An 18,036-nucleotide genomic window follows, 5' to 3' on the forward strand; every position below is an offset into this window, starting at 1 on the left:
AAATTTTTACAAACATATCAATATTCTACCAACTCACCCGAATAACCTCTAAATGCAAGCGTTCATTTTCCAAAACTTCAAACTTACCTTTGGTGCTTTCGGCTTCTTCAAGAGCTGTTTGCAGGATTTCTTGTACTAATTCTTTGGGTTCAAAATAAAAGCGTAAGGTGGGAATAACTTGGTGATTGAGAATGCGTAAGAAATCCAAACTTTCGGCATTTTGCATAAAATAGCCGTGTCCGAACATAAAATCGCTTCCTTTGTAGTAGGAAATTTTGCGATTAAGTTCTTTGAGAAAATCGGCGTAAGCTAAATTGATGTGGTCATAACGAGGATAGACGGGTATCATTTCAAAATGTTGCAAAAAACTGCTATCTGTTTGATAGTCAATTTCAGCAATATTGATAGTGCCAATGATATAAAGATTGGGTGGAAGTGCAAAAATCTCGCCTGAATATGCCAATGCTACTTGAATTTCGTTATCTTGCCCTAATCTTTTATCTGCTCCAAGCAGACTGATAGTTTCACCGAAAATTTCAGCGGGTTCGCTTCGGTGCATTTCATCAATAATAAGCACAAAATTAGCGGGCTTTTCAGGATTGTTTTTGTATTCGTTGCGAGCTTTGGTAGCTATTTTTTTCAAAATACCATCTTTGATTTTTCCTTTGGCGTCAATATCTTCTAAAAAATGCTCATAACGATAGTTGGGGTGCAGGGAAATCATTTCAAACTGCTTACCTTGCAATTCTCGCAGAGCTTTTTTGGCATCTGTATTTTTGAGCTTGTCCAGTCCTAAAATACCGATAGCCATTTCAATTGCTTTGGAAGTTTTTCCTGTGGCGGGCGGTCCGTAGAGAATGGTATTTTTGCTGAAAGTGGTAGTTTGCTCACGCTTTTTCCGAGAAATTACTTTTGGAACAAAAGTTTTTTTTGTGATTATATTAAAATTTTGTTGAGGGTTTTTCTTGCGGATATTTTGTTTTACTTCTCGGATAAGCTCCTCTTCATTGACTTTTAGTTGTTTGCCATATTCCGTCAGAAACCAGCCTTTTTTCTGATAAGGGTTTTTCTTGGTGGTATGAATAATACCAGCTTCTGCCAGATAGTTGGAGGCTTGTAGAATACGGTTTTTCAGTTTTAGTCTTACCATAGTCCAAAATTCAGATTTTCTATCCAAAGGCAAATCTTGAATAATGGTTTGAGCTACTTCGGAAGGTTTTAGAGGTTTGTTAGTTTCTTTCAGTATAGTAAAAATAGGAAAGAAAAAATCTTTGGTTTTATAGTTGAGGTTCATAATAGCAGATTTTTTGTAAAAAGTTATTACGTAAAAATGCAGTTTCTTAAAACAAATTCCAAGCGTTCGGACTAAAAATTCTCTAAAATGCTGAAATTTGACTTATGTTTTGCAAAGAATAATTGCATTTATTAAGTTTGCACTCTAAAATCTTTTGAATTGCTATGAAAAAAAACTTTAAGTGGGCGATAGCTATCATTTTGTTTTTGCCTTTGGGTATTTTTGCTCAAACCAAAGAAACTTTGGATAAAATCGTAGCCAAGGTAGATAACCAAATCATTCTGCTTTCTGATGTAGAGCTTGCTGCAATGCAAATTTTACAGCAAAATCCTCGTTTGTCCAATAATCAGGAATTGCGTTGTGAGATTTTGCGTAGTATGATTATTGGAAAAATTTTGGTTGCAAAAGCAGAAATTGACTCAGTAATGGTTGAAGCAGAATTACTTGATGATGATTTTAACACACGTTGGCAACAAATTTCACAGGGAAAAACAGATGAAGAACTTAAAAATTTAATTGGTCTGCAAAATATAGAGGCTTTCAAGAGTGATTTGCGTGTGCAACTCAAAGAAAAAATGACTATTGAGAAAATGCGAAATCATATTACTAAGAATGTAAAAATTACGCCTGCCGAAGTACGAAAGTATTTTAATCGCATTCCCAAAGATAGTTTGCCTGTGTATGTTACGGAACTTGAAGTGGCTCAAATCGTAAAAAATCCGCCTTTGCTCAAATCCGAAAAAGAAAGATTACGCTCTCGTATGGAACAGGTGTATAAGCGAATTGTAGAAGAAAATCAGAGTTTTGAGGAAATGGCAAAAATCTATAGCGAAGACGGCTCAAGAGACCAGGGCGGCGATTTGGATTGGAGCAAACGTGGTAATATGGTGCCCGAATTTGAAGCAGTAGTGTTCAAACTTAAACCCGGTGAAATTTCCAAACCTTTTGAAAGTCGCTTTGGCTATCATATCGTAAAACTTGTGGATAGAAGGGGAGACGAATATCACGCCAAGCATATCTTGATGATGCCTGATTGGGAACAGGTAGATACGCGTGAAGCAGAGAGATTTTTAGATAGCCTTCGCACTCGTATTTTGCAGGATAGTATTTCTTTTGAGAAAGCCGCTTTGCAGTATTCTGACGATAAGGGTTTGGGGTCAATGAATACGGCTTCCAATGGCGGTAGAATTATGTCGCAAGACCTTTCTTATCGCATTCCTATCAATCAGATGGATAGCTTTCTTTCCGATTTGCTCGATGATATGAAAGTAGGAGAAATCAGTAAGCCACATACTTTCAGAACTTACGATGGCAAAAAGGCTTTGCGTATTGTTCTTTTCCGTGCCAAGCATCCTGCACACGTTGCGGACTTCAATCTGGATTATCCCAAAATTCAGCAAGAAGCCTTAGAAGTCAAACGCAATAAAAAACTGATGGAATGGCTACAAAAAGCCAAAAATGACGTTTTTATTGATATTGATAAAGACTATGCTCCTTGCAATATTCTGGGCTTAAACTAAATTTTGCCGTCTGCTTATGATGTTACTGACCTTATGGGCTGAAAAAATTGCGGGAAAAGGTGAAGATGCTTTTCCTGCTTCGCTCATTGATGAAGAGAATGGCACAGGCATCATAGCAGTAGCAGATGGTTTGGGAGGGGCAGGAAGCACACCTTATGAAATAGGCGAAAAAGTATTTTCAGGGGCTTATTTGGCTTCTCGGCTTGCTATTCAGATTGCAGAGCAAACTTTTGTTGAAGAAAACCCTGATTTAGAGAATTTTATACAAAAGTTGCAAAATAATCTTTTGTTAGGTTTTCAACTTAAAATTGCTCAATTAGACGATAGGCGTTCTAAATTGCGTACTCGTTTGATAAAGCGGTTGCCTACAACACTTGCGGGAGTGGTATTTAAGGTGCAGGAGGGAGCAACAATGGCTGAAAATGTATATCAAACCGAGGTTTTTTGGGCAGGCGACTCGCGTGTATATGTGCTGAAAAAATCTGGTTTGCAACAAATTTCCCAAGATAACCTTACGCAAGATTTAGATGCCTTTGAAAATCTTTTACAAGATGCCCCTATTTCTAATTGCATAAATGCCGAAGGAGATTTTCAGCTTTTTAGTAAAAAAAGTATTTTTAATGAGCCTATTGTGCTGATTGCCGCCACTGATGGCTGTTTTGGTTATTTGCCTACACCTTTGCATTTTGAATACTATTTGTTGGCAACTTTACACCACCTGCAAATTTGCACTTTGGAAATGTGGCAACAGGCTCTTTTGTGGGCTTTTGAAGCAAATGCAGGCGATGATATTAGTTTGGCTTTGGTTACTTTGGGATTTGCCAGTTTTGAGGAACTCAAATTTGCAACCATTGACCGATTTGTTTCCTTGAAAAAACTGATTTTTTCTGATAAAACCCCACAACAACAATGGGAAGAATATAAAAAAGATTACTACGAAACAGCTATTTTATTGTGAAACTTTGTTTTCAATTTTATGCGATACTTTGTTACAGCTATTGGTACTGATTCTGGGAAAACGATTACAAGTGCTATTTTAGTAGAAGCTCTCAAAGCTGACTATTGGAAACCTGTGCAGTCGGGCTATCCGAGAGATAGTGAAACAGTAGCAGATTTAGTGAGCTTTCCTGTAAAAATTTTTCCTTCCAGTTATGAGTTTGCCAAACCTGCTTCCCCTCACGACTCTGCCAAAGCAGAAAATAAAATCATTGAGCTTGCCAAGATTACCCTGCCTCAAACTGATAATCACTTGATTATTGAAGGAGCAGGAGGCATTTTAGTCCCTCTCAATGACCAAGACTTTGTGATTGACATTGCTCAAAAGTTTGATTTGGAAATTATTTTGGTAGTCAATTTATATTTAGGCTGTATCAATCACACATTGCTCTCGGTAAGAGAATTGCAACGAAGAAATCTGAAAGTAAAAGGCATTGTTTTCAACGGAGTGAGCAATCCCGAAAGTGAAAGAATCATTTTGCATCATTCAGGCTACCAAGAGTTATTGCATATAGAAAAAGAAGCACTTATCACGCCTCTTATTGTGCAGAAATACGCAGAAAAAATCAAAAATATACTCTAAACAATATGGCTTGGTACAAAGAATGGTTTGATTCACCCTATTATCATATTCTTTACAAAAACAGAGATGAGCAAGAAGCTCAAATCTGTTTAACAAATATGTTTAATTTAGTGCCAATAGTGAAAGGTTCAAAGATTTTGGATATACCTTGTGGGAGAGGTAGGCACGCCGCTTATTTAGCAAAAAATGGTTATCAGGTTACAGGGGTAGATCTTTCACTTGAAAGTATTGCTTATGCCAAAGAAAATTACCAAGGTTTATCTAATTTAGAGTTTTTCGTACACGATATGCGTGTGCCTTTCCGAGAGGGTTATTATGATTATGTATTGAATTTTTTTACAAGTTTTGGCTACTTTGAAACAGAAACTGAAAATGTTGCTTGTTTGCAGGCTCTTGCGAAAAATTTAAAAAAAGAAGGGACGCTTATTTTAGATTTTTTTAATACAGAACGAGTTTTGAAAGAACTTGTCCAAAAGGAAGAAGTGAAAGTTGAAGGCATCAGTTTTTACATAGAACGAGAGTTGCAGGGGAAATTTCTTGTAAAAACTATTCGTTTTACGGATAAAGGGCAAGACTATTGCTTTCAGGAGCGAGTGATGGCTATCAGCCCCGAAGAGTTTAGAAATTACTTTAAGCAAGCGGGCTTGCGTCCTTTAAGGGTGTTTGGTAACTATTTTTTAGAGCCTTATGATGAGTTTATGCCAAGAGTTATTTGGGTGCTTGTGAAAGAATAAAGTAATGCACTTATGAAATTATGGAGTATCTCAACAACAGTCAGGAATCCTGAACGCTTGAGAGATTTTTTGAAAACTCTCAAAGAAATAGAAGGGCAACCTTTTAATGTAGAAAATCAAATAAAATATCAAATTTTATTGATAAAAAATCGTTTTTACAAGCCTACTCATATTCCTTCGGAATTTATACCATTGTGGGATAATCCAACGGAAAATATTAGTTATGAATTAGCTGAAAAGATATTTTATTTACAAAACTACCAAGACCCTGCAATGCGTGGTAGGCAATCGGTAAATCCGCTTAATAAATTAGGTTTTGCAGTGGCTCGTGAGTCTTTGGGAAAAATAGAAATTACTGAACTGGGTAACAACTTTATTTCGGGTAAGTATGACATAGGCTTTACGTTTTTTAAATCTCTATTGAAACTTCAATTTCCTAATCCTTGGAGTAAAGATTTTCAAGAAGGTTTTGATGTAATTCCTTTTATAGCCGCGTTGCACTTAATTGATAGGGTTAATCAAAAATTTTCAGAAAAAGGACTTACCCAAACGGAATTTAGCTTATTTGTACCTTCTTTGGTGAATTATCAGCAAATAGACGAGTATGTTGAAAAAATTGCCTTGTACCGAAAAAGTACCGATAAAAAGCAATTTTTTTATGAATTTGCAAAAGATTTTTATCAAACCCATCCAAATGAAAAACAATTAAAAAATTTTTATGAATATGGAGATAATATAATGCGATATTTTCGTCTTACGAGATTTTTTTGTGTAAGCACTTCTTTTTTTGGAGCAGAGTGGCGAATTGATATTGAACCTAACCGAAAAATTGAAGTAGAGCAAATTTTAAGGCAGTTTTCGGGCAAGGCATTAGACTTTCAAAATGAAAAAGATTATTTGCATTATATTAGAGATATTGACTTGCCTATTTTACCAAACAAACAAGCAGAAAATATAAAGAAAATTATAGAAGGGGTGCTTACAGGATTACTTCAAATGCAAAAAACTCACCAAATTCAATTAAATGAGGAAGAAAAAGCACTTTTGGCAATTTCTTATGAAAGTTTTTCACAAAGCGAACTGGAAAATTTATTAGAAAGATTAAGAAAAATTTTAACCAAGTTTAGCACAATCATACAAAAAAAGAAACTAATCAACAACGCCAATGAAATCCAAAAAATAATTAGTCTGTTGCAGGATAGTAAAAGGTTGCGTAAAATAGAGGCTTATCAATTTGAAAAACTGCTTGCAGATAGTCTGAAAATTATCAATGATGAAATTGAAATTAAACCTAACTATCCCGTTGATGATGTAGGAGAACCTATCAGCCATGCTGTTGGCAACCAAGCCGATATTGAGTGTTTCTATGAAAAATTCAATGCTATTTGCGAGGTTACATTAGATACTTCCTTGTATCAGTGGGTAAGAGAAACTCAGCCTGTAATGCGTCATTTGAGAGATTTTGAAAAAAAGTACAAGGATAAAAATTGTTACTGCTTGTTTATTGCCCAAAAATTCATCAAGACACCTTGTATCATTTTTGGGCATCTATCAAATATGGATATGATGGTGCCAAACAAAAAATTATTCCTCTAAATACTCAACAATTTTCTGTTATACTTGAAACTTTACAAAAAGTACTTGTAAGTACAGGAAAACGCATTACACACTTTGAGGTAGAAAAACTTTATCAGAATATTGTAGAAATTTGCCAAATTCTTGAAGGACACTCAAATTGGCAAAGTCAAATTGAAAATGTAGTAATTGAGTGGAAAAATAAAATTTTATCGGATTATGGTGTTAAATGAAATTTATCACGGCGATTGCATTAGTATAATGAATACAAATATAACTTCTGAAAGTATTCCTCTGATATTTGCTGACCCCCCCTATAACTTATCGGGTAAAGTTTTAGACCTCGCTAAAAATACCACAGGTGGGGCTTATTACAAGGTTAATGAAAAATGGGATACTTATACTTATGAAGATTACTTGCTTTTCTGTAAGCAATGGATACAAACTGCCTACGAAAAATTAACAAGTAATGGTAGTATGTATATTTCTTGTACCCATCATAATATTGGGGAAATTATCACTACAGCTAGACAAATGGGGTTAAAGTTAAATAATATACTTACTTGGTACAAAGTCAATGCTATGCCTAATATTACTAAAAGAACCTTTACTCACGCTACTGAGTTTATTTGTTGGTTTGTAAAAGGGCAAAATTGGATTTTTAATTATGAAGTTGTAAAATCTTTCAACCCACATCGAACCAAAAAAGGGGAAACCAAACAAATGAGAGATTTTTTAGATTTTATTGAACTACCAATAGTACAGGGCAAAGAAAGAATAAAACTTGCAGGCACTAATCGTGCCGCTCATCCTACACAAAAACCTGAAAAGCTATTGGAATTGATAATTTTAGCCTCTTCTAATGAAGGCGATGTTGTATTAGACCCTTTTTTTGGTACAGGTACAACAGGCGTTGTAGCTCAAAGGCTCAATAGAAATTGGATAGGCATTGAAAATTGTTGGGAGTACGTTCAAATTGCAAAAAAACGAATTTATGAATATTCAACTCTTTAATGATGATTGTATTAATGTTCTGAAAGATTTGCCCGAAAAAAGCATAGATTTAATTTTTGCTGACCCCCCATATAATCTTTCAGGAGAAAATTACTTGACTACTCAAAATGGAAAAATTGCCAAACTTTACAAAGGGGATTGGGATATTATTCAGGATATTGATGCTTTTAATTTTAAGTGGATTAGCGAGTGTATAAGGGTGCTTTCAGATACAGGTACAATTTGGGTTAGTGGAACGCTACATAATCACCCTTCGGTAGGAGTTACACTCAAAAAATTAGGTCTTTGGATTATTAACGATATTATATGGTTTAAGCCTAATGCTACGCCTTTGCTTGCTAATAACCGTTTAGCACCCGCTACCGAGCTTATTTGGCTTGCAAGCAAAACTAAAAAGTATTATTTCAATTATGAGCTTGCCAAACAACTTAATGGCGGTAAGCAAATGAAAAACTTGTGGATTATCAATGCAGAAAAACATAAAACTATCCACAAAACTGAAAAACCCGAGTCACTTTTGCAAAGAATTATTTTGCTTGGCTCACAAGAAGGAAAAACCGTTTTAGACCCTTTTTTAGGAAGCGGAACTACAGGGGTAGTGGCAAAACGTTTGCATAGAAATTTTATAGGTATAGAAATTGATAAAAAATATTTTGAGATTGCTTCTAAAAGAATTATTGATGAAGTTGTTGCACAAGAATTGAAATTTACCTAAAAAATGCTTTTTACAGAAAGTTTCTTGTTAAGATATTTCTATTGGAGTTTGTTTTTGGGCATTTTTGGGGCTTGTGCTAATCCACGCCCTATTACGGGTGGGGCAAAAGATACTATTCCTCCTAAAATTACCAAACAAATCCCACTCAACAAAACACTTAATTTCAACAGCAGAACGATTATTTTAGAATTTGATGAAAGAATAAAGACCAACAATTTACAACAAGAACTGCTCATTACGCCTTCAATCAAAGGCTCTTTTAAGGTACGGGAGTTCAAAAAAGCTGTAGTTTTGGAGTTTCAAGAACCTTTTGAGCCGAATACTACTTATACACTTAATTTTCGTAAGGGTATTCAAGACCTCAATGAAGGAAATGTGCCACCCAACTTTCAAATGGTTTTCAGTACGGGCGATAAGTTAGATTCTTTGGAAATTCGTGGAAAAGCTACTTATTTGCTCACAGGCACGCCTGCCGCCGAGTGTGTAGTATGGCTTGCTCCCGCCAAAGATACGCTAAAAGTGGAAAAACATTTGCCGTATTATTTGGGCAAATCCGACAAAGAAGGCGTTTTTAGATTACAAAATCTCAAAGCAGGTACTTACAAGCTATATGTGTTTAGCGATAAAAATAATAATAATCGCTTAAACCCTGAACAGGAAGCAGTTGGCTTTTTAGAACAAAATATTATTCTGAAAGATAAAAATGCTGATTCGCTCAATTTAATGCTTGCTTTATCCGATAAAAAGCCACCTCGTTTTCTGAAAATGCGTCCTTCTAACACTCAAACCGACAAAACTATTTTAGATTTTAGCAAACCCTTGCAGAAAATTCGTTTGCAGAGCATTCATAAATTGGCTTATCAAATAAATGAGGGCGGAAAAGAAGTTGCGTTGTTTAATATTTCACAATTTTATGATACTTTGCAAGTAAATTTACAGGCTATTGATTCGCTCGGAAACGTTCTGGATACCACTGCCAAAGTGATTTTCTTAAAAGAATTACGTAGCGGTAAAAGCAAAAAAGAACCCTTAAAATTTCAAATTAAAAATGTTTCACAAGGCGAAGGGATTTTACAGAATTTTCATTTAGAAATTGTTTTCAATAAGCCGATTTTGCAAATAGATACTGCGAAAATTTATTTTTACAAAGATAGCGATAGCTTGCAAAAAATACCACTTCTTGCCAAAGATTACGAGTGGAACGAGTATCAGAACATTTTAAGCATACGCAAGAAAATTGAATTTCAAGAAAAATTGCGTTTGCAAATAGATAGTGCCGCTTTTGAAAGTTGCGAAAAAGAGTTGAATAGAGCAACCAAAGAAAATTTTGTGCTGAAACAAGCCAACCGCTTTGCAACACTAAAACTTAATCTCAAAACCCAAGAACCAAATTTTATTTTAGAATTATTAGACGAAAAAAAGCAGGTATTGCGTAGCATTGCGAAAGAAAAAATTTATGAAAATAAGATTATTTGGGAGTATTTGCCCGCAGGAACGTACCTAGTGAGGGTAATTTTAGATAAAAATAAAAACGGACGTTGGGACAAAGGCGATTACGAAAAAGGAATTTTGCCTGAAAAAGTTATTTTTCTACCCAAAGCTATTCCTTTGCGTGAAAATTGGGAAATTACAGAAGAGTTTAGCTTTTGAGCTATTTGCAAGATTGCTGTAAGTATTTGCTTGCTTCGCTACTGCCAAGTTTTTCGGCTTTTTGCCAAGCCAAGCAGGCTTCGGTTCTGTTTTTGAGTAAAAAATATGTAAAGCCTAACTCTAACCAAGTTTCGGCATTGTAAGCGTTCATTTCGGCACTTTTTTGAAAGTTTTGCAAGGCTTCGGCGTATTTTTTCTGATTTTTGAGTAAAATTCCTTTCAAAAAGTATCCTTGGGCGTCTTGGGGTTTGAGCAAGATATATTTTTCTGTAAGTATCAAAGATTTTTTAGGATTTTCGTCACTTATCAAAAGGGCGTAATTGTAGTAAGCGGGGGCATAATTTGCATTATGTTGCAAGGCTTTCAGATAAGCTTGTTCTGCTTTTTGAAGAAACTTTTTTCTTGATTTCTTATCGGTTTCAGTTTCGGCTATTCTGCTGTAAAGAGACCCCAGTGCCGTGTAAGTACGCGAATCGGTACTATCTATTTGGAGGGCTTTGAGCAAATCATTTTCAGCGTTTTCGTTCTGATTGAGCCAAAAATAACTTACCGCTCGGTTGTAATAAGCATCTTTGAAGTCTTTTTGAAGTGTAATAGCTTTCGTGTAATCCTCAATAGAAGCACCAAATTCAGAAAAAGCGTATTTCGCTAAACCTCGCAAGTAGTAAGCGTAGGCATTTTGAGGCTCTTGCTCAATAATTTGTGTAGTAATTTGTATCGCTTCTTGAATTTTATTTTCATCAAGGGCTTTTTGGGCTTTTGAAAGTGATTCACTTGTTTTTTGGGCAAAAGTATTTTGTTGAAATAATGTTCCTAATACTATGAACAAAAACTGAATTTTTTGCATAAGGACTTTTCTAAAAAAATGAACCAAAAGTTTTTTATTTTAACTTTTTTGATTAGCTTTGTTCAACTAAATTTTATGACTAAAAATTTAGGAGTTTAGTTTCAAACACCAAATAAAATTTTTATGAAAAGTTTTTTGTTTTCCAACTCGCAGTGGCACTTATTGCCTTGCTCGCTTTTCTTGCCTGCAACAAGCAGAAAGAACTTTCGCAAGATTTTACCCCCAAAGATGCAATTGCAGTCTTCAAAGAGGGTAGCTTTGTGCTTAACAAAAGCCTTGAATTGGATAACTTGGTAAAAAACACTTTTTTAGAAGTTGAAAAAAGTTATAAAATTAGCCAACCCGATGCAAATTATACATTAAAGTTACAAGATATAAAAATTTCCTTTGACAAAGAATCTCAACATCACTATCTACAAATTTTGAGCCAAAGAAGCGATAATGCCTTTGTAACTATTGCTATTTTGCTTGAAAAAAGCGGTGATTTTCTGAAAATATCTCAACAAAGATGTACGCATACTTGTTCCAGTTTAGACTGCCCTTGTACTATTTCAGAGATAAAGCCTTGCCAAGGGCATAAATGTAGTTGTGCGAAGGGAACTTCGGGCGGTTGTAGTGCAGGCGTGCTGATTGAATAAATTTTCATACCTCTGATAGAATAAGCTATCAGAGGTTTTTTAATACTCAAATACGCCGTATTTGCTCCGAATGGTTAATTTTTTTTCATCGCTTGCTTCCACTCTGCCAATAATTTGGGCTTTAACTCCAAAACTTTTGCTAATTGCGATAATCTCTTCTGCAATTTTCAGGTCGGAAAGGTAAATTTCCAAACGATGCCCCATATTAAATACCTGATACATTTCTTGCCAACTGCTTTGGCTTTCTTGCTGAATGATTTCAAAGAGCAAAGGTGTTTCAAAAAGGTTATCTTTGATAATGTGCAGATTTTCAATAAAATGTAAAACTTTGGTTTGCCCGCCGCCACTACAATGAATTAGCCCGTGAATGTAGGAGCGAAATTGCTCTAAAACAAGTTTCATAATAGGTGCGTAGGTTCGCGTAGGCGAAAGAACAAACTTGCCCATTGTAAGTGTTTCATTATCAATTTGAACGGCATCTGTTAAGTGATACTTGCCTGTATAAACAACTTTATCGCTCAAAGCATTATCGTAGCTTTCAGGGTATTTTTGGGCAAATATTTTAGTGAATACATCGTGGCGGGCAGAGGTAAGTCCATTGCTACCTATGCCACTATTGTAAGAGTTCTCGTAGGTGGCTTTTCCAAAAGAAGCAAGCCCAATGATGTAGTCTCCTGCCTGAATGGTGTGGTTGGAAATAATATCTGAACGTTTGGCACGTGCCGTAACGGTACTATCTACTACAATAGTTCGCACTAAATCGCCAATATCGGCAGTTTCGCCTCCTGTCGTGTAAATATTGATGCCATACTTTTGCATTTGTGAGCAAAATGCTTCTGTACCATTGATAATTTCAGCAATTACTTCACCGGGAATGAGTTTTTTATTCCTGCCAATGGTAGAGGAAAGCAAAAAATTATCATAGACACCTACACAAAGCAGGTCATCAATATTCATCACGATAGCATCTTGAGCTATGCCTTGCCACACCGAAAGGTCGCCTGTTTCACGCCAATACATATAAGCAAGCGAGGATTTTGTGCCTGCTCCATCTGCGTGCATTATATTGCAGTAGTTTTCATCACCTCCCAGATAGTCAGGCACAATTTTACAGAAAGCCTTCGGGAAAATGCCTTTATCTATTTTGGAAATGGCTTGATGAACATCTTCTTTTTTGGCAGAAACGCCTCTTTCGGTGTATTTCATACTTGTTTAAGCGTTTAGCATTTGTTTGAAATATTCCAGAGTAATTTTCAATCCTTCTTTGCGGGAAAAACGAGGCTCCCAGCCCAAAATTTCTTTGGCACGTGTAATATCGGGTCGGCGTTGTTTGGGGTCATCTTTTGGGAGAGGCTTGAAAACGATTTTAGATTTACTACCTGTAAGTTCTTGAATTTCCTTAGCGAACTCTAAAAGCGTAATTTCATCAGGGTTACCAATATTGACAGGGTAGGGGTAATCACTGAGAAGTAGTCGGTAAATACCTTCAATCAAATCATCAACATAGCAAAAAGAACGAGTTTGAGAACCATCGCCAAAGACCGTAATATCCTCTCCTTTTAGAGCTTGGCTCATAAAAGCAGGCAAGGCTCTGCCGTCATCTAAACGCATACGAGGTCCGAAGGTGTTGAAAATTCTCACGATGCGTGTTTCCAATCCGTGATAGGTATGGTATGCCATTGTAATAGCTTCTTGGAAACGTTTGGCTTCATCATATACACCCCGAGGACCTATCGGATTGACATTTCCCCAATAATCTTCATTTTGCGGATGCACCAAAGGGTCGCCATATACTTCGGAGGTAGAGGCTACCAAGATTCTTGCTTTTTTGCTTTTGGCTAAGCCGAGTAAATTATGTGTTCCCAAAGAACCTACTTTGAGTGTCTGAATTGGAATTTTCAAATAATCTATGGGACTGGCAGGTGAGGCAAAATGCAAAATGTAATCTAAATGTCCTGGTACGTGTACGAATTTAGAAACATCGTGATGATAAAACTCAAACTCTTTAAGTTTGAAAAGATGTTCAATATTTGCCAAATTGCCTGTAATGAGGTTATCCATTCCTACTACTTGATAACCTTCCTTGATAAAGCGGTCGCAGAGATGTGAGCCTAAAAAACCCGCCGCACCTGTAATTAAAACTCTTTTCATTGATTAACACAATTTTTCGGCAAACTTACGATTTCTTTCGGTTTTCTTGCAAATGCTTGTGTAGCTTTTTGTAAAAAAGTGAAACATTTGCAATTTTGAGAGCGTTTTTATTATATTGCTAAAAATTTAATCTTTGGCTGATGAATACCTATCAAATAGATACCATTGTCAAGCAGTTTGCCAAATCTATCGATTTGACCTTCAATGCTTTTGACCTCAAAGAGAGTTATTCAGAAAAAAAAGAGTACTCCAAAAGTGATGTTCCAAAATTTATAGATGATTTGGCAGATAAGGCTCGTAAAATCAATCTGAATATTCTCAAAAATAATATCTACCCCCAAGACTTAGAAATGTTTATAGAGCAAGCCGAATTTGCGATGCTCTTTTTTATAGATAAAGGAGATGACCATACCGTTGAGCCTATTCTCGTAAAAAAGAATAAAAAAGGGCGTAGTGTTGTATATGATTTGAAAACAGGACAAGAAACTTTTTGGGAAGACACAGGGCTGAATGCTAAAAACCTGCTTGTCTATGAAAACCACCCCAATACCGATTTGAATGGGCAAATAATGGTTGTTACTTGCTTTCCAATGGAGTATTTGGAAGATGACTACTACAAGAAAGGCATTAAGCCTACGCCTATGCAAAGAATGTTTCGCATTTTGCGAGCAGAGCGGAAAGATATTGCCTATATTTATGTGTATTCTATTGTAATTGGATTGCTTTCTCTTACGCTTCCTTTGGGTATTCAGGCGATTATTACGCTTATTTCAGCAGGAGCAGTGGTAAGTTCTACGGTGGTTTTGATGGTTATCATTATTGCGGGAGTGATGATTACAGGGGGCTTGCAAATTATGCAAATGACGGTAGTGGAGATTTTACAACAAAGAATTTTCGCTAAAACAGCCTTTGAGTTTATTTATCGCTTGCCTCGTATGAAGCCTGAAAAGCTTTCAGAATACTATCCGCCTGAACTAATGAACCGCTTTTTTGATATTCTGACTATACAGAAAGGTATGCCCAAACTCTTGATAGATATTTTGGGGGCGGTGATTCAGATACTTGCGGGCTTGCTACTTTTGGCATTTTATCACCCTTCATTTTTGGCTTTCTCAATTGTAACCGTCGGAGTACTGATAGCTACATTTTATTTTTCAGGTCCCAAAGGTTTGGAAGCAAGTCTTATGGAATCAAAATACAAATATAAAATTGCTCACTGGCTTGAAGAAGTAGCTCGTACTTTGGAATCTTTCCGCTTGGCAAGTACCTCTAATTTGCCGTTGGAAAAAATGGATAATTACGTAAATAACTATCTGTATTATCGTAAAAAGCATTTCAAAGTACTTATCGGACACTTTTTGAGCATTACAATATTCAAAATTGCTATTACTGCGGGGCTTTTGATTGTTGGTACTCTTTTGGTGGTAGATGGTCAAATTACGCTTGGGCAGTTTGTAGCTTCGGAAGTGGTGATTATTTTGGTAGTAGCATCGGTAGAAAAACTGGTGGTGAGTATGGATATTATTTATGATTTGCTCACTTCGGCTGAAAAAATTGGTAATGTTACAGATATTCCATTAAGCAAGGAGTATGGAATTAAAATTGATTTGAGCAAAGTGGAAGGCGGACTTTCATTGCAGTTCAAAAATATTTCTGTGCATTCCGGAGCAAAATACCTACTCAAAGACATCAATCTGGATATCCAATCTAACGACCGCGTTTGCATTGCAGGGGGCGATGGGGCAGGAAAAAGTAGTTTGGTGAAGATGATTTTAGGAAATTTTGACGAATTTGATGGCATAGCTACCGTTTCTAATTGCTCTTTACGTGATATAAATCTTTTTAGCTATCGGGCTGTAACGGAAGATAATTTCTCGGAAGATGAAATTTTTTCAGGTAGTATTTTAGATAATGTTTCAATGGGACGTAGCCAAGTAAAATACCAAGATGTGATTTGGGCTTTACAGAATGTGGGCTTGTATGAAAGAATCAACGCTTTGCCCGATGGCTTGCACACTGAATTAGCATCAGGAGGCAAAGAACTTTCTTCGGTAGAAAGAAGAAAGCTCATTTTGGCTCGTTGTGTGGCGGCAAGACCTAAACTGCTTATTATCAATGACTTTTTGAAAGACTTTTCAGTAGTAGAGCGTAATAGAATCATTGAATTTTTGATGAATGAGGAAAACCCTTGGACACTCATAATGGTTTCCAACGATATTTCTATTTTGGCACGTATTCCCAAAATAATTTTCCTTAAAGACCGAACCATTCATCGCATTGGCGACTATCAGGAGCTACTTCAAGATGATGCCTTCCGTGAGCTAATTTCACAGCAAAACATAGCTTTGGATATTTTACGCAATGTAAAACCTCGCCGTACAGAAAGATAACCTAACCCAAAAATGAGGGCTTCAAGAAATGAAGCCCTCATTTGTAAATCTATGTTTCTACAAACCTTCGTTTTTCACCTACTATCACACAAGGAAATCCAAACAGGCAATTTTCTTTAATTTTTTTTGCTACAATTTCAGGAACCATTTCTTCCCAACCTTCCTGATTGGTGCGCACCATTTCCAAAACTTTTTCGGAATAAATATTTAATACTTCTTCGTCATAATCTACAATATCCGTAATTTTTCCGTTAATACGCAGGTACTCAATGAGCGGCTGTAAAGTAGGATTAACTTCCAAATTTTCAAAGGTTTGAGGAATGCCGTCTTTCAGGTACGGATATACATATACGTGTAAATCATTGATAAATAGCCTGCTAAACGCTTCTAACAGACCGCCTCGTAAGTTGGAATAACGACTGGGGTCGCAGAGTTGTTCAATAATGAGCCTACCAATTACGATGGCAATTTTTTTCTTGGTAAGTTGTGAGATATAGGAAATAAGTTTAGAATGTTCTTGGAAATTAGAAATCATTACGTTCTGTCCCAGAGTACAAAGAATATCTACTCTATCTAAAAAATCTTGAATATCAATATCAGTGTTTCCTGCTTTGAGGTCTTGTAGAGTGAGTTCGGCTAAAACCACAGTTTTATCGTGCTCATCGGGGGGCAAATCTGTGAGGAATTGCCTTTTGGCTTTACGAAACATATCCATATTGACGTGTGTAACAGGACGAAAACGCCCGCGTAATATCAGCACGTTCTTTTTGTAGAGGGCATCGGCGGGTTGTAGCATTTCGGCTTTGGGGTTGAACATTGCCGCATCTGCCAAGCCAAAAAGCACCAATTTAAGCGTAATCAGGCGGTTATCAATATTTTTGAAATCAGGACCGCTGAATCGTATCATATCAATTTCTATGCGTTCGCGTGAAAGATTATCCATCAGCGAAAGCACAAAAGTTTTAGGATCTTGATGATAAAAAAAGCAGGCATAAATGAGATTTACTCCCAAAATTCCATAGGCTTGTTGTTGTAAAATAGCGTCTTTATCACTCATTCTGACGTGAATGATCACATCATTGGGTGGTGATTGGGGATATAGCTGGAAACGAACCCCGAGCCAGCCGTGTCCTTGTACGGTGCGAGTGTAATTGATAGTGGTAACCGTATTGGCAAAGGCAAAAAATTTAGTAGTTTCGCCTCTTTTTTCGCCCAAGCGTAATTCCAAGAGGCTAAATTCTTTGGCAAGCATTTTCATCAGGCGTGGCTCACACACATACCTACCGCTTTCTTCTTTGCCATAAATGGCATCACTGAAAGTCATATCATACGCCGACATTGTTTTGGCGATAGTACCTGATGCTCCTCCAGCTTTGAAAAAAATAGCGGCGGTTTCTTGTCCTGCTCCTATTTCGGCAAATGAGCCATAAATACTTGTATCTAAATTGATTTTCAAGGCTTTTTGCCTTGTACTCATAATTTTTTCGTCTTCCATAGCTTATAGTTTGGCGTATATTTTGCCTCAATTTAAGCATTACAGGGTAAAATTCAAAACATTTTAGGCGTAATTTTTGCCTTCATCTTAAAATTTTCATATATTTTCAGAAAATTTGAACTAAAACTTCTTGTTTATGGAACGACACAAAAAAGCTCGTCAAAATCTTGCTATCAACACCTTATTGTTTGCAGGTTTGAGTATTTTTTTTATCATCAATTTCATTACCAACATTGCTCAAAGTTGGAATAGCACATTGGGTAAAATTACAACATTCGGAAGTGTCGTAATTTACGTAGCAGTAGCAATTCCCGCTATTTTACAGGCTTGGAAAGGCTTTTCTGATTTAGATTATAGCAAAGCTATGAGTAAAGGCATTCTCTCTTGGGTAGTACCCGCAGGCTTGATAGTCATAGATTTTATTTTTTAGCAAA

At 36.2% G+C, this 18,036-nt stretch carries 15 protein-coding genes and 1 pseudogene; 11 read left to right on the plus strand and 5 right to left on the minus strand.

Annotated features, from left to right (window positions below):
* Positions 1–25 precede the first annotated feature (25 nt).
* Entirely contained in the window at positions 26–1,294 is a 1,269-nt protein-coding gene (locus Rain11_RS03770) for an AAA family ATPase (RefSeq protein WP_101358007.1), read from the minus strand.
* A gap of 164 nt (positions 1,295–1,458) precedes the next feature.
* On the opposite strand from Rain11_RS03770, the gene Rain11_RS03775 reads away from it, so the two are divergent.
* The 8 genes and pseudogenes from Rain11_RS03775 (at position 1,459) to Rain11_RS03810 (ending at position 10,081) form a co-directional block, all read left to right on the plus strand.
* Entirely contained in the window at positions 1,459–2,814 is a 1,356-nt protein-coding gene (locus Rain11_RS03775; RefSeq protein WP_101358008.1) for a peptidylprolyl isomerase, read from the plus strand.
* A gap of 16 nt (positions 2,815–2,830) precedes the next feature.
* Positions 2,831–3,772 carry a PP2C family protein-serine/threonine phosphatase gene (locus tag Rain11_RS03780; protein ID WP_101358009.1) on the plus strand — a complete coding sequence of 314 codons (942 nt, stop codon included), beginning with the start codon at positions 2,831–2,833 and terminating at the stop codon, positions 3,770–3,772.
* A gap of 18 nt (positions 3,773–3,790) precedes the next feature.
* A complete protein-coding gene (bioD, locus tag Rain11_RS03785; protein ID WP_101358010.1) occupies positions 3,791–4,393 on the plus strand; it encodes a dethiobiotin synthase in 603 nt (200 codons plus the stop codon).
* Between the two features lie 5 nt (positions 4,394–4,398).
* Entirely contained in the window at positions 4,399–5,127 is a 729-nt protein-coding gene (locus Rain11_RS03790; protein WP_101358011.1) for a class I SAM-dependent methyltransferase, read from the plus strand.
* A gap of 273 nt (positions 5,128–5,400) precedes the next feature.
* A pseudogene (locus Rain11_RS03795) lies at positions 5,401–6,935 on the plus strand (AlwI family type II restriction endonuclease).
* A complete protein-coding gene (locus Rain11_RS03800; protein ID WP_101358013.1) occupies positions 6,922–7,716 on the plus strand; it encodes a DNA-methyltransferase in 795 nt (264 codons plus the stop codon). Before Rain11_RS03795 ends, Rain11_RS03800 begins: the two are co-directional and overlap by 14 nt.
* A complete protein-coding gene (locus Rain11_RS03805; protein ID WP_101358014.1) occupies positions 7,697–8,431 on the plus strand; it encodes a DNA-methyltransferase in 735 nt (244 codons plus the stop codon). The genes Rain11_RS03800 and Rain11_RS03805 overlap by 20 nt, the downstream gene beginning before the upstream one ends.
* A 3-nt stretch (positions 8,432–8,434) precedes the next feature.
* Entirely contained in the window at positions 8,435–10,081 is a 1,647-nt protein-coding gene (locus Rain11_RS03810; RefSeq protein WP_101358015.1) for an Ig-like domain-containing protein, read from the plus strand.
* 1 nt (position 10,082) lies between these two features.
* Here Rain11_RS03810 and Rain11_RS03815 read toward each other — a convergent pair whose 3' ends face one another.
* On the minus strand, positions 10,083–10,910 hold the full coding sequence (locus Rain11_RS03815) for a tetratricopeptide repeat protein (RefSeq protein ID WP_165778071.1): 828 nt from the start codon (positions 10,908–10,910) through the stop codon (positions 10,083–10,085).
* Between the two features lie 170 nt (positions 10,911–11,080).
* Between Rain11_RS03815 and Rain11_RS03820 the strand changes: the two genes are divergently transcribed.
* Entirely contained in the window at positions 11,081–11,566 is a 486-nt protein-coding gene (locus Rain11_RS03820) for a hypothetical protein (RefSeq protein ID WP_101358017.1), read from the plus strand.
* 39 nt (positions 11,567–11,605) lie between these two features.
* Here Rain11_RS03820 and Rain11_RS03825 read toward each other — a convergent pair whose 3' ends face one another.
* Together Rain11_RS03825 and Rain11_RS03830 are read right to left on the minus strand one after the other, a co-directional pair.
* On the minus strand, positions 11,606–12,772 hold the full coding sequence (locus Rain11_RS03825) for an AIR synthase related protein (protein WP_101358018.1): 1,167 nt from the start codon (positions 12,770–12,772) through the stop codon (positions 11,606–11,608).
* Between the two features lie 6 nt (positions 12,773–12,778).
* Complete coding sequence (locus Rain11_RS03830; protein ID WP_101358019.1) at positions 12,779–13,717, minus strand: UDP-glucuronic acid decarboxylase family protein; 939 nt, start codon at positions 13,715–13,717, stop codon at positions 12,779–12,781.
* 140 nt (positions 13,718–13,857) lie between these two features.
* On the opposite strand from Rain11_RS03830, the gene Rain11_RS03835 reads away from it, so the two are divergent.
* Positions 13,858–16,107: a peptidase domain-containing ABC transporter gene (locus Rain11_RS03835; RefSeq protein WP_101358020.1), complete on the plus strand. Its 2,250-nt coding sequence runs from the start codon at positions 13,858–13,860 to the stop codon at positions 16,105–16,107.
* A 49-nt stretch (positions 16,108–16,156) separates the two neighbouring features.
* Here Rain11_RS03835 and Rain11_RS03840 read toward each other — a convergent pair whose 3' ends face one another.
* Entirely contained in the window at positions 16,157–17,602 is a 1,446-nt protein-coding gene (locus tag Rain11_RS03840) for a nicotinate-nucleotide adenylyltransferase (RefSeq protein ID WP_101358021.1), read from the minus strand.
* A 136-nt stretch (positions 17,603–17,738) separates the two neighbouring features.
* On the opposite strand from Rain11_RS03840, the gene Rain11_RS03845 reads away from it, so the two are divergent.
* On the plus strand, positions 17,739–18,032 hold the full coding sequence (locus Rain11_RS03845) for a hypothetical protein (protein WP_101358022.1): 294 nt from the start codon (positions 17,739–17,741) through the stop codon (positions 18,030–18,032).
* The last annotated feature ends 4 nt before the right edge of the window (positions 18,033–18,036 follow it).

It is taken from the genome of Raineya orbicola (assembly GCF_002843425.1).
GTDB lineage: Bacteria > Bacteroidota > Bacteroidia > Cytophagales > Thermonemataceae > Raineya > Raineya orbicola.